General features: G+C 62.6%; 20 protein-coding genes. 9 read left to right on the top strand and 11 right to left on the bottom strand.

Annotated elements, in window-relative coordinates; all coding sequences use genetic code 11:
• Positions 1 to 28: 28 nt before the first annotated feature.
• From ACERZ8_RS08520 to ACERZ8_RS08510, 3 genes are read left to right on the top strand one after another with little or no spacing between them, the layout of a single operon-like run.
• The gene (locus ACERZ8_RS08520) at positions 29 to 967 is read left to right on the top strand and encodes a threonine-phosphate decarboxylase (protein ID WP_407591799.1); all 939 of its coding nucleotides are present in this window, start codon (positions 29 to 31) and stop codon (positions 965 to 967) included.
• Entirely contained in the window at positions 964 to 1,884 is a 921-nt protein-coding gene (cbiB, locus tag ACERZ8_RS08515) for an adenosylcobinamide-phosphate synthase CbiB (protein ID WP_407591798.1), read from the top strand. Before ACERZ8_RS08520 ends, cbiB begins: the two co-directional genes overlap by 4 nt.
• Complete coding sequence (locus ACERZ8_RS08510) at positions 1,872 to 3,047, top strand: lytic murein transglycosylase (protein ID WP_407591797.1); 1,176 nt, start codon at positions 1,872 to 1,874, stop codon at positions 3,045 to 3,047. The genes cbiB and ACERZ8_RS08510 overlap by 13 nt, the downstream gene beginning before the upstream one ends.
• On the opposite strand, the gene ACERZ8_RS08505 is transcribed toward ACERZ8_RS08510, so the two are convergent.
• The 3 genes from ACERZ8_RS08505 to ACERZ8_RS08495 all read right to left on the bottom strand — a co-directional run bounded on the left by ACERZ8_RS08505 (position 3,044) and on the right by ACERZ8_RS08495 (position 7,444).
• Positions 3,044 to 3,394 carry a hypothetical protein gene (locus ACERZ8_RS08505; protein WP_407591796.1) on the bottom strand — a complete coding sequence of 117 codons (351 nt, stop codon included), beginning with the start codon at positions 3,392 to 3,394 and terminating at the stop codon, positions 3,044 to 3,046. The two genes, ACERZ8_RS08510 and ACERZ8_RS08505, sit on opposite strands and share 4 nt — an antisense overlap.
• Positions 3,395 to 3,450: 56 nt before the next feature.
• Positions 3,451 to 6,906, bottom strand: a complete 3,456-nt coding sequence (smc, locus tag ACERZ8_RS08500) for a chromosome segregation protein SMC (protein WP_407591795.1) — start codon at positions 6,904 to 6,906, stop codon at positions 3,451 to 3,453.
• 127 nt (positions 6,907 to 7,033) lie between these two features.
• Positions 7,034 to 7,444: a hypothetical protein gene (locus ACERZ8_RS08495; protein WP_407591794.1), complete on the bottom strand. Its 411-nt coding sequence runs from the start codon at positions 7,442 to 7,444 to the stop codon at positions 7,034 to 7,036.
• A gap of 127 nt (positions 7,445 to 7,571) precedes the next feature.
• Between ACERZ8_RS08495 and ACERZ8_RS08490 the strand changes: the two genes are divergently transcribed.
• Positions 7,572 to 8,339, top strand: a complete 768-nt coding sequence (locus tag ACERZ8_RS08490) for a FadR/GntR family transcriptional regulator (RefSeq protein WP_407591793.1) — start codon at positions 7,572 to 7,574, stop codon at positions 8,337 to 8,339.
• 86 nt (positions 8,340 to 8,425) lie between these two features.
• On the opposite strand, the gene ACERZ8_RS08485 is transcribed toward ACERZ8_RS08490, so the two are convergent.
• The 6 genes from ACERZ8_RS08485 to ACERZ8_RS08460 all read right to left on the bottom strand — a co-directional run bounded on the left by ACERZ8_RS08485 (position 8,426) and on the right by ACERZ8_RS08460 (position 12,139).
• Positions 8,426 to 8,986, bottom strand: coding sequence for a F0F1 ATP synthase subunit B (locus ACERZ8_RS08485; protein WP_407591792.1), 561 nt, complete (start codon positions 8,984 to 8,986; stop codon positions 8,426 to 8,428).
• A gap of 11 nt (positions 8,987 to 8,997) precedes the next feature.
• Positions 8,998 to 9,534: a F0F1 ATP synthase subunit B' gene (locus tag ACERZ8_RS08480; protein ID WP_407591791.1), complete on the bottom strand. Its 537-nt coding sequence runs from the start codon at positions 9,532 to 9,534 to the stop codon at positions 8,998 to 9,000.
• Between the two features lie 116 nt (positions 9,535 to 9,650).
• On the bottom strand, positions 9,651 to 9,875 hold the full coding sequence (locus tag ACERZ8_RS08475) for a F0F1 ATP synthase subunit C (protein WP_015496525.1): 225 nt from the start codon (positions 9,873 to 9,875) through the stop codon (positions 9,651 to 9,653).
• Between the two features lie 62 nt (positions 9,876 to 9,937).
• The gene (locus ACERZ8_RS08470; protein ID WP_299722845.1) at positions 9,938 to 10,696 is read right to left on the bottom strand and encodes a F0F1 ATP synthase subunit A; all 759 of its coding nucleotides are present in this window, start codon (positions 10,694 to 10,696) and stop codon (positions 9,938 to 9,940) included.
• A gap of 20 nt (positions 10,697 to 10,716) precedes the next feature.
• The gene (locus ACERZ8_RS08465) at positions 10,717 to 11,055 is read right to left on the bottom strand and encodes an AtpZ/AtpI family protein (protein WP_407591790.1); all 339 of its coding nucleotides are present in this window, start codon (positions 11,053 to 11,055) and stop codon (positions 10,717 to 10,719) included.
• A gap of 184 nt (positions 11,056 to 11,239) precedes the next feature.
• The gene (locus tag ACERZ8_RS08460; protein WP_407591789.1) at positions 11,240 to 12,139 is read right to left on the bottom strand and encodes a LysR family transcriptional regulator; all 900 of its coding nucleotides are present in this window, start codon (positions 12,137 to 12,139) and stop codon (positions 11,240 to 11,242) included.
• A gap of 113 nt (positions 12,140 to 12,252) precedes the next feature.
• Between ACERZ8_RS08460 and ACERZ8_RS08455 the strand changes: the two genes are divergently transcribed.
• From ACERZ8_RS08455 to ACERZ8_RS08445, 3 genes are read left to right on the top strand one after another with little or no spacing between them, the layout of a single operon-like run.
• Positions 12,253 to 12,462, top strand: a complete 210-nt coding sequence (locus ACERZ8_RS08455; RefSeq protein ID WP_407591788.1) for a hypothetical protein — start codon at positions 12,253 to 12,255, stop codon at positions 12,460 to 12,462.
• 39 nt (positions 12,463 to 12,501) lie between these two features.
• Positions 12,502 to 12,837: an ArsR/SmtB family transcription factor gene (locus tag ACERZ8_RS08450; RefSeq protein ID WP_407591787.1), complete on the top strand. Its 336-nt coding sequence runs from the start codon at positions 12,502 to 12,504 to the stop codon at positions 12,835 to 12,837.
• Between the two features lie 2 nt (positions 12,838 to 12,839).
• Positions 12,840 to 13,799 carry a glycosyltransferase family 61 protein gene (locus tag ACERZ8_RS08445; RefSeq protein ID WP_407591786.1) on the top strand — a complete coding sequence of 320 codons (960 nt, stop codon included), beginning with the start codon at positions 12,840 to 12,842 and terminating at the stop codon, positions 13,797 to 13,799.
• On the opposite strand, the gene ACERZ8_RS08440 is transcribed toward ACERZ8_RS08445, so the two are convergent.
• Together ACERZ8_RS08440 and ACERZ8_RS08435 are read right to left on the bottom strand one after the other, a co-directional pair.
• On the bottom strand, positions 13,796 to 14,692 hold the full coding sequence (locus ACERZ8_RS08440; RefSeq protein ID WP_407591785.1) for a DMT family transporter: 897 nt from the start codon (positions 14,690 to 14,692) through the stop codon (positions 13,796 to 13,798). The genes ACERZ8_RS08445 and ACERZ8_RS08440 overlap by 4 nt on opposite strands.
• Before the next feature lie 13 nt (positions 14,693 to 14,705).
• Complete coding sequence (locus ACERZ8_RS08435) at positions 14,706 to 15,587, bottom strand: LysR family transcriptional regulator (protein WP_407591784.1); 882 nt, start codon at positions 15,585 to 15,587, stop codon at positions 14,706 to 14,708.
• 115 nt (positions 15,588 to 15,702) lie between these two features.
• On the opposite strand from ACERZ8_RS08435, the gene ACERZ8_RS08430 reads away from it, so the two are divergent.
• Complete coding sequence (locus tag ACERZ8_RS08430; RefSeq protein ID WP_407591783.1) at positions 15,703 to 16,275, top strand: FMN-dependent NADH-azoreductase; 573 nt, start codon at positions 15,703 to 15,705, stop codon at positions 16,273 to 16,275.
• 132 nt (positions 16,276 to 16,407) lie between these two features.
• On the top strand, positions 16,408 to 16,875 hold the full coding sequence (locus tag ACERZ8_RS08425) for a hypothetical protein (protein WP_407591782.1): 468 nt from the start codon (positions 16,408 to 16,410) through the stop codon (positions 16,873 to 16,875).
• The last annotated feature ends 96 nt before the right edge of the window (positions 16,876 to 16,971 follow it).

Here is a 16,971-nt window from a genome sequence, read left to right as displayed (position 1 = left end):
CGGCAGTATTCGATCAGGAGCCTTGCATTTGGCCAACAAACGGGATCATGGCGGCGGCCTCGACGCGGCCATCAAAAGACATGGCGGGCGCCGTGCCCAATGGCTGGATTTGTCGACCGGGATCAATCCCGTGGCCTACCCCGTGCCGTCCCTTTCCGATGATGCATGGACGGCCCTGCCGGATACCGGAATGAGCGACGATTTGATCCAGGCAGCGCGCGAATTCTGGAATGTGCCGGATGGGGTCGATATTCTGGCCTCACCTGGCGCATCCGCTCTGATCGCGCAAATTCCGCGCCTGGCGCAGGCCGGATCAGTCTGCATTCCGACCCCGACCTATAACGAACACGCCGCCAGCTTTTCGGACAACCACTGGCAGGTGCAGCCCGATGGGCCGGCAGATGCGCAGGTTCTGGTGCATCCGAACAACCCCGATGGGCGGATGTGGACATCCGACGACCTGACCGCCCGGCTCAAGATCATCGACGAGAGTTTTTGCGACGTCTCGCCCGAGCGCAGCCTGATGCCTCACGCATCCGAGCCCGGGACGATTGTCCTCAAGAGCTTTGGCAAGTTCTGGGGGCTTGCGGGTGTGCGTCTCGGCTTTGCCATTGGCGACCCGGATCTGATCGGGCGGCTGAAGGACATGCTTGGCCCTTGGCCCGTCTCGGGTGTGGCGCTTGAGATTGGCACGCGGGCGCTGTGCGATCCTGCATGGGCGGACACCACGCGCGCGCGGCTTGCAACGGACACCGCCCGCCTTGATGCACTCGTGTGTCAGAACGGGGCCTCCCTGCTTGGTGGGACAACCCTGTTTCGATTGTACCGCGTCGACAACGCCAAAGGCTGGCAAGACCACCTCGCGCAGCATCATATCTGGAGCCGCATTTTCCCCTACGCCTCTGACTGGATCAGGTTGGGGCTGCCCGCACCCGATGACTGGGCACGTCTTGAGGCGGCGCTGTGAACAACGCGTTCCTGTTAGCGCTGGCCTTGCTGCTGGATGCGCAGTTCGGCGAACCGCGCTGGCTGTGGGGGCGACTGCCCCATCCTGCGGTGCTGATGGGACGGGCCGTCGCAGCGCTCGACAAGGCGCTAAACAACGGGGCCGCGCAGCGCCTCAAAGGCATGCTTGCGGTTCTGGTCCTGATCATCACCGCAGGCGCGCTCGGCTGGATCGTGCAACAGCTTGGCTGGGTGGTGAGCATCCTCGTCACCGCGATCCTGCTCGCTCAACGATCCCTGGTTGATCACGTCGCCGCCGTCGCTGCCGGCCTGCGCCAATCCGACGACGCAGGGCGCCGCGCCGTTGCCCTGATCGTCAGCCGTGATGTGTCAGCCTCCGACCCCTCGGCCACGTCACGCTCTGCCATCGAAAGCCTGTCAGAGAATTTCAGCGACGGCGTCATCGCACCCGCCTTCTGGTTTCTGATCGCTGGTCTGCCCGGCATCGCGATCTACAAGGCCGTGAACACCGCAGACAGCATGATCGGCTACCTGACCCCGAAACACGCCCAGTTTGGCTGGGCAGCGGCGCGGCTGGATGACGTCCTGAACTGGATACCTGCACGCCTTACCGCCCTGCTGATCGCATGTGTCGGACACAGCACACAGCGCCGGAAAGAGATACAACTGGATGCCAGCCTGCACCGCTCGCCCAATGCCGGGTGGCCAGAGGCGGCCATGGCCTACACGCTCGACATCGCACTTGCCGGGCCGCGCAGTTATCACGGTGAATTGCGCGACCTTGCATGGGTCAACGACGCGGGCCGACATTTGCTTGCGCCGCACGACATTGACGCGGCAATCGCAATCGTGTGGAAAGCATGGGGGCTGGCAGTGGCCGTGTGTGTGGGTATCGGAGGATTGGTTTGGGTATTTTGAAACAAGCACTGGGGGCGTGCGCCATCATCATCGCCCTGCCCGCTTTGGCACAGTCGCAATGCGGCGGATCCTTTGCCAGCTTCAAAGCGGGGCTGGCAAGCGAGGCAGTCGCCAAAGGCATCGCGGCCGAAACGGCGAACGCATTTCTGGCCAGCGTCCGCCAAGACCAAAAGGTATTGCGAGCCGACCGCGCCCAAGGCGTATTCCAACGCCCCTTCATCGACTTTTCCCAGCGACTGATCTCGCAAAACCGGATCAATGCGGGCCGTGCCAATGCGCGCACCTATGACAGCATCTTTGATCAGATCGAACAGCGCTATGGAGTGGACCGCCACGTCATTCTGGCCTTCTGGGCGTTCGAGACGGATTACGGCGCGTTTCAGGGCGATTTCAACACAGCCAACGCGCTGGCAACATTGGCGCATGATTGCCGCAGACCGGATCTGTTCCGCCCACAGGTCTTTGCCGCGATGGAGCTGTTCGCGCGCGGCGCATTCGATCCACGCCGCACGACAGGCGCATGGGCAGGCGAGATCGGCATGGTGCAGATGCTGCCGCAAGACATCCTGATCAACGGTGTGGATGGCGACGGTGACGGAGTCGTCAAATTGAAAACATCCGCCCCCGATGCGCTGATGTCGGGCGGCAAGATGTTGCAGCATCTGGGCTGGCGTGCGGGCGAGCCGTGGTTGCAAGAGGTGACTGTTCCCGCACAGATGGACTGGTCGCTAAGCGGCATCGGCACCACGATGCCGGTGGGTGACTGGCAGGCATTGGGGGTACGCGCGCGCGATGGCACACTCACCAACCTGCCTGCCTCGCTGATCCTGCCGCAGGGGCACAAGGGGCCGGCCTTCCTCGCCTATCCCAACTTCAACGTCTATTTCGAGTGGAACCAATCCTTCACCTACGTGTTGACGGCGGCCTATTTCGCGACTCGGCTGGCCGGTGCACCGGTCTATGACGCTGGCAACCCGGATGCGGGGTTGGGACCTGACGACATGAAACGGCTGCAAAGCAAGCTGCAGGCGCGCGGATATGACGTGGGCAAGATCGACGGTATCCTTGGCGCAGGCACGCGCGCGGCAGTTCAGGCAGAACAGAAACGGCTTGGGCTGACAGCGGATGCGTGGCCGACACGGGCGTTGCTGAACCGGCTTTAGGGCCGGATCGGGAACCGCTCGCCCTTTTCGGTCAGCAAGACATACCGCCCCGCATTTTCGACATAACGGTCACAGCGGGAAAAACCGTTGCGATAGGCGATGCACACAAGTCCATCCTCGGCCACGTCAAAGCGGCCAAAGGCTGTTCCGCCTCCGTTCGCATAAGTGTAGGAATGGGCCCCACCGGCTGAAAACTTCGACTGCCCGTCATCGAAAAAGATCAGCGTGTGCCCTTCGACCAGTGTCAGAACAGCGCTGCGGTCCAATACCGTATCAGAACTTCGAAACGCCCAATCCTGCGCGGCGACAGGTGTGGCAAGGAAAAGAAGCAAAGGGATCAAACGCATGCGCGTGACGCTAGCATGTCGCAGGGCCCACACGCAGTCACGTCATGGTGACCGGATCAGGCGACCAGTGTCTCTGCCTTTTTCAGATCGACGGACACAAGCTGGCTGACCCCCTGTTCGGCCATCGTGACCCCGAACAACCGATCCATGCGCGCCATCGTTACCGCGTGGTGGGTGATGATCAGGAACCGCGTGTCGGTGCGGCGGCACATTTCGTCCAGCAGGTCGCAAAAGCGGGTCACGTTGGCGTCGTCCAGCGGTGCGTCGACTTCGTCGAGCACGCAGATGGGCGCCGGGTTGGCAAGGAACACGGCAAAGATCAGCGCCATGGCCGTCAGCGTCTGTTCCCCCCCGCTCAGCAGGCTCAGCGTGCTCAGTTTCTTGCCCGGCGGCTGGCACATGATCTCAAGACCCGCCTCAAGCGGGTCGTCACTTTCGACCATGACCAAATTCGCCTCTCCACCGCCAAACAGGTGGGTGAACAACAACGAAAAGTTGGAATTGACCTGCTCAAAGGCGGTCAGCAACCGTTCGCGCCCTTCGCGGTTCAGGCTGGCAATGCCGCTGCGCAGGGTCTTGATCGCCTCTTCCAGATCGGCCTTTTCCGACACCAGAGTATCGTGCTCGACCTGCACCTCCTTGGCGTCCTCCTCGGCGCGCAGGTTCACGGCCCCCAGCGCATCGCGCTGACGTTTGAGCCGGTTCACATCCGCCTCAAGCGCACCAGCGGCGGGCATCTGATCCGGGTTCACGTCAAGCGCAGTCAGCAACTGGTTCGGCGTCATCTGCTGATCATCGGCAATGCGCTCTGCGGCCAATGCAACGGTTTCGCGCGCCGCCTCAGCGCGCGCTTCGGACCGGGCACGCGCCTCGCGGGCTTCCGAGGCCAGACGCTCCGCGTCCCGCTCGGTATGGGTGGTTTCACGCAACTTGCCTTCGGCTTCGGACAGCGCATTGGCCGCTTCAGCCCGGCGCGCTTCGGCCTGTGCAATCTCTTGCCCGAGGGCCTCACGTTTCGCCGCCAGCTCTGCCGGTGCCGCCTGCGCCGTCGACAACTCGGCCTCGGATGCGGTCTTGCGCTCTACCAGTTCGGCGGTACGTTTTTCAGCCGTTTCAAGCCGATGGCGCCAACCGCTGACCTCTTTGGTGATTTCCTGCGACCGTTTGATCCGGGCCTCGCCGGTGCGGCGCAGATCATCATGGGCCGAACGGCGCGACATCATGGTGATGCGGGCCGCCTCGACAGTCATGCGCAGATCTTCGACATCTGCGCGCGCGGAGTCGAGATCGGGCAGATCGGCCAGCGCCGCCTCGGCCTCGTTCACCCGCGCACGGGCCGCCATCGCGTCTTCTTCGTGGCGCGTTACGGCAAGGCCGAGGGATTCCAGACGCCCCTGCGCCAGATTGCGATCCGCCTCAGCGCGGCTCAGGGCACGGGCGGCTTCGGCCACCATCCGGTCCGCCTCGCGGCGCGCATGGCGGGCCTGTTTGTCAGCCTCGGTCAGATCGGCAAGGCGCTGCGTCAGCGCCTCGTGCGCCTGCCGGGCGCCTTCGGCAAGGGCCGTGGCACGTTCCAGCGATTGCTTGAGCTCTTCCAGCCGGTTGAGTTGTTGCAACCGCAAGGCCGCAGCGCTCGGCGCATCCTCGGCCCAGGCGCGGAACCCGTCCCAGCGCCACAAATCGCCTTCGGGTGACACCAGCCGCTGTCCGGGCTTCAGCAAGGGTTGCAACCGGGCCGCATCATCTGCGTCGCATAGGCCGATCTGGCTCATCCGACGGCCCAGAACGTCCGGGACGGACACGTGCTGGGTCAGGGGCGTGACACCATCAGGCAAGGGCTGCACAGTGTCATATGCTGGCAAAACGGCCCAGCCGGACGGGCCGTCCGCATCGACCTCGGGGGCGCGCAGATCATCGGCCATCGCAGCGCCCAGAGCCTTTTCAAAACCCTGCTGCACCTGAAGACGGTCCAGTATTTGACCACCCTCCGCCGTATCACGTTCCACCAGTTTGGCAAGGGCTCCCGCTTCGGCGCGCAGTGCATTCATCTCGCCCTCGGCTTCGGAACGTTCGGCACGTGCATCCGCCTCACGGGCCTGGGTTTCGGCACGCGCCTCTTCGGCGGCGATCAGGGTTTCATCCGCGCGCGCTGCCGTTGCTTCGGCTTGCGCGACGGCCTCCTGCGCGGCGGCGAAATCCGTGCCCGCTTTGTCCAGTGCTGCTTGACTGGTCGCCACGGCCTCGCGGGCTCTGGCGGCTTCGGTTTCGGATTTTTGCTCGACCTTGCGGCTGTCTTCCAGCAGGCGTTGTGCCGATCCGTGACGTGCGGCCAGTCGGGCGACATCTTCGGTCTTTTCGCCCTGATCGGATTCGCGGGCCTGCAGGACCTGGCCCGCCTCACGCGCCGCATTGGCCGCCGCTTCCAGCAACTCCTCGTGGCCCTCACCTGCCTTGGCGATCTCGCTCGCCTCCCACTCAAGGCGCGCGATCGTGTCGCCCGCATCGCGGTTCAATCCGCCTTCCCGCTCGATATCGCGGGTCAGTTGGGCGATGCGCTGGGACAGGGTTTCGATGGTCTGTTCGGCCTGCGCCTCCTGATCGCTCAGGGTGTCGCGCTGCACGGCAAGGCGCTGCAGAACAGCGGCGGCAATCGCGTCTTCCTCGCGCAAGGGCGGCAAGGCATCCTCGGCCAACTGGCGCGCCTTGGCGGCCTCGCGCACCGCCCCTTCGGCCTGCGCTGCCGCCGTTGTGCGGGCGCGCAATTCGTCATCTGCCGCACTGCGGGCAATGTCAGCTTCGCGCCAGCGACGGTACAGCAATTGACCCTCGGCCTTGCGCAATTCGTTCCCAATCTCGCGATAGCGTGCGGCCTGCCGGGCCTGCCGGGCCAATTGGGCAAGCTGCGCGGCCAATTGCTCGATCACATCATCGACGCGGGCAAGGTTCTGTTCGGCACCTTTCAGCTTCAACTCCGCCTCGTGACGGCGCTGATAAAGGCCCGAAATCCCTGCCGCCTCTTCCAGAATGCGGCGGCGGTTCTTGGGCTTAGCGTTGATCAGTTCGGCAATCTGGCCCTGCCGGACAAGCGCCGGCGAATGCGCGCCCGTCGAGGCATCGGCAAACAGCATCTGAACATCGCGCGCACGCACATCTTTGCCCGCCGCCTTGTAGGCACTGCCCACATCCCGCGTGATCCGGCGCACAATGTCCAGCGCATCCGCGTCATTGAACCCCGCCGGGGCCAGCCGGTCAGAGTTGTCGATATGCAGGGACACTTCAGCAAAGTTGCGCGCGGGTCGCGTCGCAGCCCCGGCAAAGATAACGTCTTCCATCCCGCCGCCACGCATCGCGGTGGGGCGGTTTTCACCCATCACCCAGCGCAGCGCTTCGAGCAGGTTGGATTTACCGCAGCCATTGGGGCCAACCACGCCCGTCAGACCGTCCGCAATGATCAGATCAGTCGGATCGACAAAGGATTTGAACCCCGTCAGTCTGAGTTTGGAAAAGCGCACGCGTGGCCTGTTCGATTACATCACTTTGAGCGGACAGATTGGCCGTTCGTGCCCCCGTATGTCAACGCGATCTCCCCACAATCAGCGCCATTGCGCGGCTTATCCACAAGATATTGCGCTTTGCCGCTCAAATGAGGGTGCAATCGAGATCAAGCACCAGTTCGTTGGTGGCAGGGCTGATATAGGAATCAAGGGTCAGGCAATCATACTCGCCCTGCCGCTTGAGACGGTCCGGCGCGGGGCCACCCTTGCCGCAATCGAGGATGCCGGTGGCCTGTGCCTGATCGCCGCGCACCTCTTTGACCCGGCAGCCGCTGACCATCTCCATCGCCTTGCCCGCGCGGGCGCGGATCGGGCCGAACCGGGGGGCGTATTCCGGATTGGTGCGGATCGCCTCGGCCAGTTTGCCGTTCACGCGCACATCAAATGTCGATCCGTCCAGGGTGACCGTGGTTGCAGGCAGGCCGCGAAAATGCGGACCTGCGGTGTTGCAGGCGGCCAGCAGAACCAGCGGGCACAAGAGAAAAAACAATCGCATCCCCCAGCCTTGGCGCAACTTGGTTAACGCAGGCTTAACCACGGCTGCATGGATTGCGCACGCACCGTTGCATTTGCACCCGAAACGAATTGGTCATATGACTTTACCAATTCGACGAGGGACCCAAATGCCGTTTCGACCCGTGCAACCTGAAAAACTGTCCTCTGCCGTGATCCGGCAGATCGAACAGCTGATCCTGCGGGGCATCCTGCGCCCGGGAGAGCGCCTGCCGCCCGAGCGTGAACTGGCCGAACGCATGAATGTGTCGCGTCCATCCTTGCGCGATGCGGTCAGCGCGCTGCAAGACAGCGGGTTGTTGTCAGCGCGCCCCGGTGCGGGGATTTACGTCGCCGACGTGCTTGGCTCTGCCTTTGCGCCCGCGCTGACGGAGCTGTTTGCCCGCCACGACGAGGCGGTGTTCGACTATCTCAGCTTTCGCCGCGACCTTGAGGGGTTGGCCGCCGAGCGCGCCGCCCGTCTCGCCTCTGACACCGATCTGGCGGTCGTCCAGCGCGTCTTTGAAAAGATGGAAGCCGCCCACCCCAAGCGCAACAGCGAAGAAGAAGCGCGCCTTGATGCGCAATTCCACATGGCCATCATCGAAGCGAGCCATAACGTGATCATGCTGCACATGATGCGCTCCATGTATCAGCTTTTGCGGGATGGGGTGTTTTACAACCGGCAGGTGATGTTCAAGCAGCGCACGACGCGGCAGGCCCTGCTGGACCAGCACCGCGCGATCAACGACGCGCTTCAGGGCCGTGACCCCAAGGCGGCGCGGGCCGCGGTGCATGCGCATCTCGACTATGTGGAACGGGCGTTGCAGGACCAGCGCAAAGCCGAAAGCAATGAGAACATCGCGCGCCAAAGGCTGGACCACGAAACCAGTGGGTAGGGTTCGGATGGGCACCCCGTCCGATCACAGCAAAAAGCCCCGGCTGATGGACCGGGGCTTTCTGATCTGTGTTCGGCGAAGAATGCTTAGTGCAGCTTGGCGTCGACCTGACTGATGGCGTCGTCCACCAGCTTGTTGGCATCCGCTGCGGTCATCTGTTCGGCAATCACCTCTCGGGCCGCAGCGACAGCCACGACAATCGCCTGATCCCGCACTTCCTTGATGGCGCCCGCCTGGGCCGAGGCAATCTGGTCTTCAGCAGAGGCAATGCGACGTTCGATTGAGCGTTCAAGATCGGAACGGGCCTGATCAGCGGCGGCTTCGGCATCAGCCTTGGCTTGCGCGACGATGCGGTCCGCCTGATCCTGCACTTCCTTGTGCTTGCGCTCGTAAGAGGCCAGCAGCGTCTGTGCTTCGTCTCGCAGGGCGCGGGCCTCGTCCAGTTCGGACTGAATCCCGCTCGACCGGTCATCCAGCATCTTGGACAGCATGCCCGGCACTTTGAAATACACCAGAACCCCGATGAACAGGATAAAGGCGATCAGAACGATAAAGTCCGTGTTGGCGAGGCTGAAAAACGGGCCTTTCGCCGCCAGTGCAGGGCTTGCGATCAGACCAAGGGCCAGTGCGGATGTGATGGTTTTCATGACCATGACCCTTACCCCTTCATCCGCGCGGACACGGCCGCGTCGATGGTTTTGGCATCTGCCTTGCTGCCCATGGTTGCGACGATCTCGGCCGCCGTGTCCTTGGCAACTTCGGCAACAGCGTCCAGCGCACCTGCGCGAATTTCGGCAATGGCCTTTTCGCTTTCGGCAGACTTGGCCGCGATCTTCGCGTCCGCTTCCGAAATGGCCACGTCCAGATCGGCCTGGATCTTGGCCTTGGTCTCGCCTGCGATCCGCTGTGCTTCGGCACGGGCATCCGCCAATGCCTTTTCATAGGCGGCTTCGGCAGCTTCGGCCTTGGACTTGAGGTCTTCGGCGGCGGCGATGTCGTTGGTGATTGTTCCCTGACGCTCGGCCAGAATGGCCGCGATCCGTGGCAGGGCCACGCGCGACAGCACGAAATAGATCGCGACGAGGGTCAGCAGCAGCCAGAAAATCTGGTTGCCGAACGTCCCTACGTCCAGTTGCGGCATACCGGGCGCCGCCCCTGCTGCAACTTCTGCAGCTGCATTTGTATCAGTTGCCATATCGGTCGTTCCCCTGAGTTGACCCTGCCAGCAGGGCCGAGTTGCGAACCCTCACGTCTGGGCAGCGTGATATGCGTATCACGCCGCCCGACCGTAAGGAATGCAGCCAGAGTGACTTAGACGGCGAACATCAACAGCAGAGCGACGAGGAACGAGAAGATCCCCAGAGCTTCTGCAAAGGCGATGCCGATGAACAGGGTCGCTGTCTGACCGGCAGCTGCCGATGGGTTGCGCAATGCGCCAGCGAGGAAGTTGCCAGCCACGTGACCAACACCGATAGCGGCTGCGCCGGAACCGATTGCTGCGAGGCCTGCGCCGATGTGTGCGAGTTCACCTTCCATGAGAATTCTCCTTACGATTGGAAGTTAGTAGATGTGTCCGGCGGGATCAGCCCCGCCATACATTAGTGATGCGGGTGCAATGCGTCCTTGAGATAGACGCATGTGAGGATGGTAAAGACGTAGGCCTGAATGGCCGACACGAGGACTTCGAGCCCGTAGATCGCCATCACGCCGATGATCGCGACAGGGGCGATCGCCGCCACCTGGGCAAAGCCTGCGAACACTTTCAGAACGGCGTGACCGGCCATCATATTGCCTGCCAGACGAATGGAGTGGCTGACGGGGCGCACGAAGTAGGAAATGATTTCGATGATTGCCAGCACCGGGCGCAGCGGCAGCGGCGCGCTCGACACCCAGAACAGGCCCAGGAAGGACGCACCATTCTTGACAAAGCCAAGGATCGTGACGGCGAAAAACACGCCAAAACCAAGGATCGCCGTGACCGCGATGTGCGATGTGGTGGTGAAGGACATCGGGATGAGGCCAAGGAAGTTGGCGCAGAGGATGAACATGAACAGCGTCATGATGTAGGGGAAATACTTGATCCCGTCCTTGCCCGTGACGTCTTCGACCATCTTGTAGACAAAGCCGTACATCAATTCTGCAATCGACTGGCCCTTGCCCGGCACAACTGCGCGTTTGGACGTGGTGAGCACCATCAGGCCCAGAATGGCCAGAACAGCCAGCGCCAGCCACACGGTCACGTTGGTGATCGTGTACCAGTGCACCGGATCACCGACTTCGCCAAACCACGGCTTGACGATGAACTGATCCATGGGGTGGAATTCCAACCCGCCGCCGCTTTTCGCTTCATCTGCCATCAGGCTCTCTCCGTCTCATCTCACCCTTGCGGGCGGTCATCTTGTTCTTCGGCCAATTCGGCGGCCTGCTTACTTTGGACTTCTTCCGCGCTGCGCATCATCGTTTTGACACCGGCGGCAAAGCCCAGAAATATAAATACGATCATGAACCACGGAGAGGTGCCAAACAGCGCATCCAGCCCGTAACCCATGCCAAAGCCGATCCCAAGACCGGCCACCAACTCGATCACCATGCGCCAGGCCAGTTGCGCCTGCGAATGATGATCCGGCGTGCGGGGTTTAGGCGCGTGAACCTCTTTGACAGCGGCGAGGCGCGCATTCAGCGCATCCATCTTGGCTTTGTCATCGGGGTCGGTCACGTGCCTTTGTCCCGTCCTTTGGATGCCTGTTGGATATGTCGGGCGGGGGCGTGAGTCAACGCAAGGAGGCAACGCCCTCGGCTCATTCTAAGCATATGTTTTAGTGCATTTATTTCCGCGCGCCCAAGACGGCGACATCGTGCCGCAAGGCACCGAAACAGCGATTTCCGCCTATACGCGTCATTCAACCATTCGGTTGATTTTCCGCACCGCGCAGGGCGCGCGTGTGATCCAGCAGCCATGTCCGCACAGACCGCACCGCCTTGCGCCGCCCCGCCTGTCCGCTGGTCAGCAGGTGAAAAGACCCCTGCCGAAACCCGACCGACGACACACGCACAAGGCGCCCGGCGCTTTCATCCAAATGTGTCCCGTCCGACGCACCCAGATAGATACCGGCACCATGCACCGCCGCCTCCAACGCGAGGGCCGCGCGCATCCGCCACGGACTGTCAGGCAGTTCAACGTCAAATCCCGCCAAGGCGATCCAGTCGATCCAGATGTTCGGCCCCCTGTCCCGCAGCAACGGCAACTGTGTCAGATGTTCGGGGCGCAGGACGTCATCCGGTAAATACCCCGGGGCTGCAAAGGGATAGATCGGCGCATCGCTGATCAGGTCCGAAGGGTATTCCAGCTCGCCGGTCTTGGCATAGCGGATCGCAAGGTCGGCCTCATAGCGGTCCAGATCCGCCAGCTCGTTCGAGCCCACGAGACGCAATTCGATGTCCGGTAAATCGCGCTGAAACTTGGCCATGAGCGGCACGAAAATCTTGGCAGCAAAGACGGGTTCGCTGTTCAGCACCACGCGACCTGCGGGCGTGTCGGCCAAGCCCTCGGTCGCCTCGCCAATCACGTCCAGCGCGGGCGTGATGCGCTGCAAATAGTGTCCACCCTCAGCCGTCAGGGCCACGCCGCGCGCCGCATCGCGGAATAGTTGCACACCAAGGCGCTGTTCCAACCCGCGCACATGGCGGCTGACGGCGGAATGGCTCACGCCCAACTCATCCGCCGCACGGCTGAAACTTTCGTGTCGCCCGGCGGCCTCGAACGCGCGCAGGGCATTAAGCGGTGGCAGGTTGCGCGACATCTGAACGGCTCCACTTGTGCAATTTCTGCACAATTCATGTCAAAGAACTCTGTTTGTGGCAATGTATGACTTCGGGCAAACTGATCCCATAACTCATACATACTGAGGTCATCATGCAATCTATACGCCACAACGCGCTTTTGCGCGCACAATCGATCTGTGCCAAAATCTGGCAGCAGATGAAACCCAAACCCTCAATCAAAGGGACGGCTCTGCCCCCGCTTGATCCGCATATTTCACGCGATATCGGCCTGACACCCGGCGAAGAGGAACGGCTGCGCCACCGCTGGCCGTCGCAATCCACGCGCCACCCCTATCTCTGAGCGCTTTTCACCGCCCCCTTCACCGCTTAAGAGGGGATCATGTCCGATCCTCTCGACACCACCTTCTCGGCGCTGGCCGATCCGACGCGGCGGGCGATCCTGACGATGCTGCTTGAGGATGACATGGCGGTGACGGACGTGGCCGAACCGTTCGAGATGTCGCTGGCGGCGATTTCCAAGCATCTCGTCATCCTCACCCGCGCAGGGCTGATCGCGCAGGAAAAACGCGGGCGGGTGAAGTGGTGCAAGCTGCAACCTGATGCAATGCGGGCCGCATCCGTGTGGATGCAGGGCTTTGGCCAGTTCGAACCGGTGAACCTCGATGCGTTCGAACGGTTTCTGGCTGCCGAATTGCCGGGCGGAGATCTGCCCTGATTGTGCCCCCCGCCACGGACGCCCTGCCAGACCCTGACATCAAGGTTGTTCAAGACGCCACCGTGATCACCGATATCGCCAGCCCGGATGTCGCTCACGGGGTGTTTGACGCCAATGCCACCTTCCTGCCGTCCTCGCGCGCCCGCCTGTCGCGCGACAGGTTCAGCGGTGTGCCCGACTACGCCGCGCCGCGCGAACACCTGGCGGGGACGTACCTTTATGCGGGCCTCAGCCACGATCACTTTGGTCACTTCATCCTCGATAGCCTTGTGCGCACGTGGGCGCTTGGCCAGTTGGACGCGTCACCCGACGGCCTTGTCCTGCCCGCGCGCAGGGGGATGGAAATGGGGCCGCCCCTGCCCACCCGTTTGCGCCGCGCGCTGGACCGGTTCGCTGGCGATCTTCCCGTGCACATCGTCACCAAACCCACACGCATCGAACGGCTAATCCTGCCAAGTGCAGGCTTTGGCCACGGCCCGTGGCTGCAAGGCACACCCGCATTCCACAGCCATATCCGTGATGGTCTGGCAGACTTGCCCGTTGACGGGGCTGACCGGCTTTATCTGTCGCGCCGCCGCCTCAAACACGCCGACCAACTGGTCGATCAGGAAAACGCAATCGAAGAGATGATGGAAGCGGCAGGCTATTTCGTGTTCACCCCCGAAAAGTACCACCTCGATGTGCAGCTTGGGGTGATGCGGGCCGCGCGCCAGATCGTCGGGGCGGACGGGTCGGCCTTTCACCTCGTGCCGTTCGCGATGCGCCGGGATGCACAGGCCGCGATCTTTCTGCGACGCAACCGGCCCGAAATGCTCGACCATCTGTCACGGCAAATGCAGGGCTTTGCCGGGGTCACACCGACCCTGATTGACGCGCGGCTGCGACCCTTGCCGATGAACACGCCCGCACCGCTCGACCTTGGGGTCCTGCGCGACAGGCTTGGTGCGGCCGGATTTCTTTAGGCAGTGCGCGCCACTTCGTCGTCACGCAACAGCATGGCAAGCGCGATGAATGTCAGAACGATGCCGCCCAGAACAAGGGCACGGGGCACGTCGTTGCCCAGCGCAACTTCCCACCCGATCACCCAACTGGGGGTCAGATAGGTATAGGCCATCACCTTGGCGCTTGGCAGGCGCATCGTGGCGAACTGCAACAGCACAAAGGTTGCGGCTGAGGCAAAGACCGAAACGTAGATGATCGTGATCCAGACAATCGCAGGCAGGGCTGTCCAATCCGTCGCGCGCATGTCAGACCAGCCATAGACGCCCAGCAACAGCGCGCCCGCCACCAGCACGCCGAACGTGAACACGATCGCAGGCTCGCCCCGGTTCAGCTTGCGCACCATGGGCGTGTAGATGGCGTGACTGACGCAGCCAATGAAATAGATGACTTCGCCCCGCCCGACCTCGAATGCCAGCAGGGCCGAGACGTCGGCGCGAAAGATCACCCACAACGCGCCTACAGCGCCAATGGCAAGGGCCAGCGCCATGCGCGGCGTCGTCCGCTGCCGCAGCAGCAGCCACCCAAAGATGCCCGCCAACACGGGGGTGAGGGTAAAGACAGCCGCCGCGCTGACGGGCGGCGCGGTCTTGAGCCCTTCGAACATCAGCACGAAATAGGTCGCAAACAGGCCGCCAAGCACCAGATAGCGCCAGGGCGCGGTCAAAGCCGCCCGGGTCATGCCACCGGTCGCCAGCACCGCCGCCCCGATGATACAGGCCGCAATCACAAAGCGCACGGCGTTCAGTGCGGTCGGTTCGATCTGGTTTGCCGACATCGACCCCAGCGAAAACGAGCCCGCCACAAGGGCCGAAAAACACAGCATCGCGGCATGGCCGCGCAAGGCAGGGCTCATCTGGCGACCAATCTCACAGCACTTTCCAGTCTTTGGAGCGATCCTTGAGGAAGGTCAGGAACGCCTGCACCTTGTTGGTGCGGTGCAGATCCACATGGGTGACCAGCCATAGCGGGGCCGACCAATCCTCGCTCGGCTCCATGATCTCGACAAGGTCCGGGTTTTCGCGCGCTTCCATCACAGGCAGAAACCCGATCCCCGCCCCGGCCAGCACCGCCTGTTCCAGCGCCCGCACATCGGTCGAGCGGAAGGTGATCCACTTTTCGTCGATCTGGCTGCGCAGCCATTTGTTGAACGGTGCGCGATTGTCGGTCGCATCGTGGCAGACAAAGCGGTGGCCGCTGCAATCCTTCAACGGGCCGGGATGCCCGTGCGCCTCGATATACCCCTTGGTCGCGTATAGCCCCACAGACTGGCGCACAAAGGGCTGCACCACATTGTCCGGCTGATCAGGGGCATTGCCTGCGCGAATGGCCACGTGCGCCTCACCATATTCAAGGCGGAACAGGCGGTCGCCGGTCAGATAGCGCACGACGACATCGGGATGTTCCTGCTGGAACGCGGTCAGCACCGGGGCAAGGCGCGGGGCCATCGCGATCAGTGACGTCACCACCAACTCGCCCGACACCTCGGTGCCGCGCCCCTTGATGCGACCCACAAGCTGACTGAACTGATCGTCTGTGGCTTGCGCGACGCGAAACAGATCATCCCCAGCCTCGGTCGGAGTGTAGCCGCGCGCGTGGCGCTGAAACAGTTTGACGCCCAAACGGCCCTCAAGCGCGTCGATATGGCGGATCACCGTGGCGTGGTGCACGCCCAGCACTTCGGCGGCTCCGCTGACCGTGCCCATACGGGCCACCTGATAGGCTGTCTTGATTTCATCCCAGTTGTCCATGCCGCACCCTCATGTGCAAATGCAAACAGATGCTGTTGAGTTTCAGCAATTGCGTTCGAATTTGCAAGGCTCAAATATCAGGGCAGACACACAACTCCTTTGAAAGGACCCGACCATGACCATTCTGCACATCGACAGTTCCGCCCGCCTGCAAGGCTCGGTCACCCGTGACCTGTCCGCCCGGATCGTTTCCAGGTTCGGCGGCCCCGTGATCCGCCGCGACCTGACCCATGCCCTGCCGCAGATTACCGAGGATTGGGTGAACGCCAACTTCACCCCGGTCGATCAGCGCGACACGACCCAGACGGATACGCTGGCCCTGTCAGACCAACTGATCGAAGAGATCAAGGCCGCCGACACGCTCGTCATCGGCGTACCTGTCTACAACTTTGGCATCCCCACAGCGCTGAAGGCGTGGATCGACCTCGTCGCGCGGGCCGGGGTGACGTTCAAGTACAGCGAAACAGGTCCCGTAGGGTTACTGGAAGGCAAACGCGCCATTCTGGCCGTCGCGACCGGCGGCACACCGGTCGGCAGCGACATCGATTTTGCAACGGGCTACATGAAACACGTGCTGGGCTTCATCGGCATCAATGACGTCGAAATCATCGCCGCGGATCGCGTGATGGCGAACGGGGCCGAGGCGATCGCAAACGCGCAGGATGCCATCGGCAAGCTGGCCGCTTGATCCAAATCCTTTTCAAAGACCACCACTCAACACCCCTCTGATCCCAGTCAGAGGGGTTTTCGCAGCCCCAAGGCCAGGCAGACACAGCACACCGGCTGGACGATCATCGCAATCGACGCCTAGACTTGGCACATGACCGTGCTGCGCAACCTGCCCTCGCAACTGATCCTTGCCCACGCGCCCTGGGTGCTGGGGGGCGGGCTGATCGTATGCATCGTGGCTTGCGCGGCGGCAGGTCTGGCCCTGATGGCGCAGGGTGAGGTTGCAGGGCTTATCACTGTGGCCGCAGGTGCGGGCGTACCACTCGGCATTTTCGCGCTGGCGATCAAGCGCGATCAGGTGATTTTCGATGCCTCCGCAGGCACGCTGACGGTGCAGCGGCGCACCCTTCTGTCCTATCGCGCGGCGACCTATCCGCTTGCTGTGGTGCGCCGGGCCGAAGTCGAAGAGTTTTCCGACACCGCCCGCGCGACACTGACCTTTCACGACACCACCCCGCCCTATCCAATGGTCGAGGCTTACGTGTCCGGTAACGGCCCCCGCCACGCCGCAGATGCCATCAACGACTGGCTGCGCAGCTACCGACGCCTATCGGCATAAGCGCGTCAGTGCCTGTCGGTAGCACGCCGATACAGCATCACCAGATCGCCCCACCAAGGCCAGGTTCGACGCCGCGCCTGAATAAAAATTCGTTCC

It is taken from the genome of Tateyamaria armeniaca, from assembly GCF_045797845.1.
Lineage (GTDB): Bacteria > Pseudomonadota > Alphaproteobacteria > Rhodobacterales > Rhodobacteraceae > Tateyamaria > Tateyamaria armeniaca.
The sequence above is the reverse complement of the archived record's forward strand: the minus strand, read 5'-3'. Positions and strand labels throughout refer to the sequence as shown.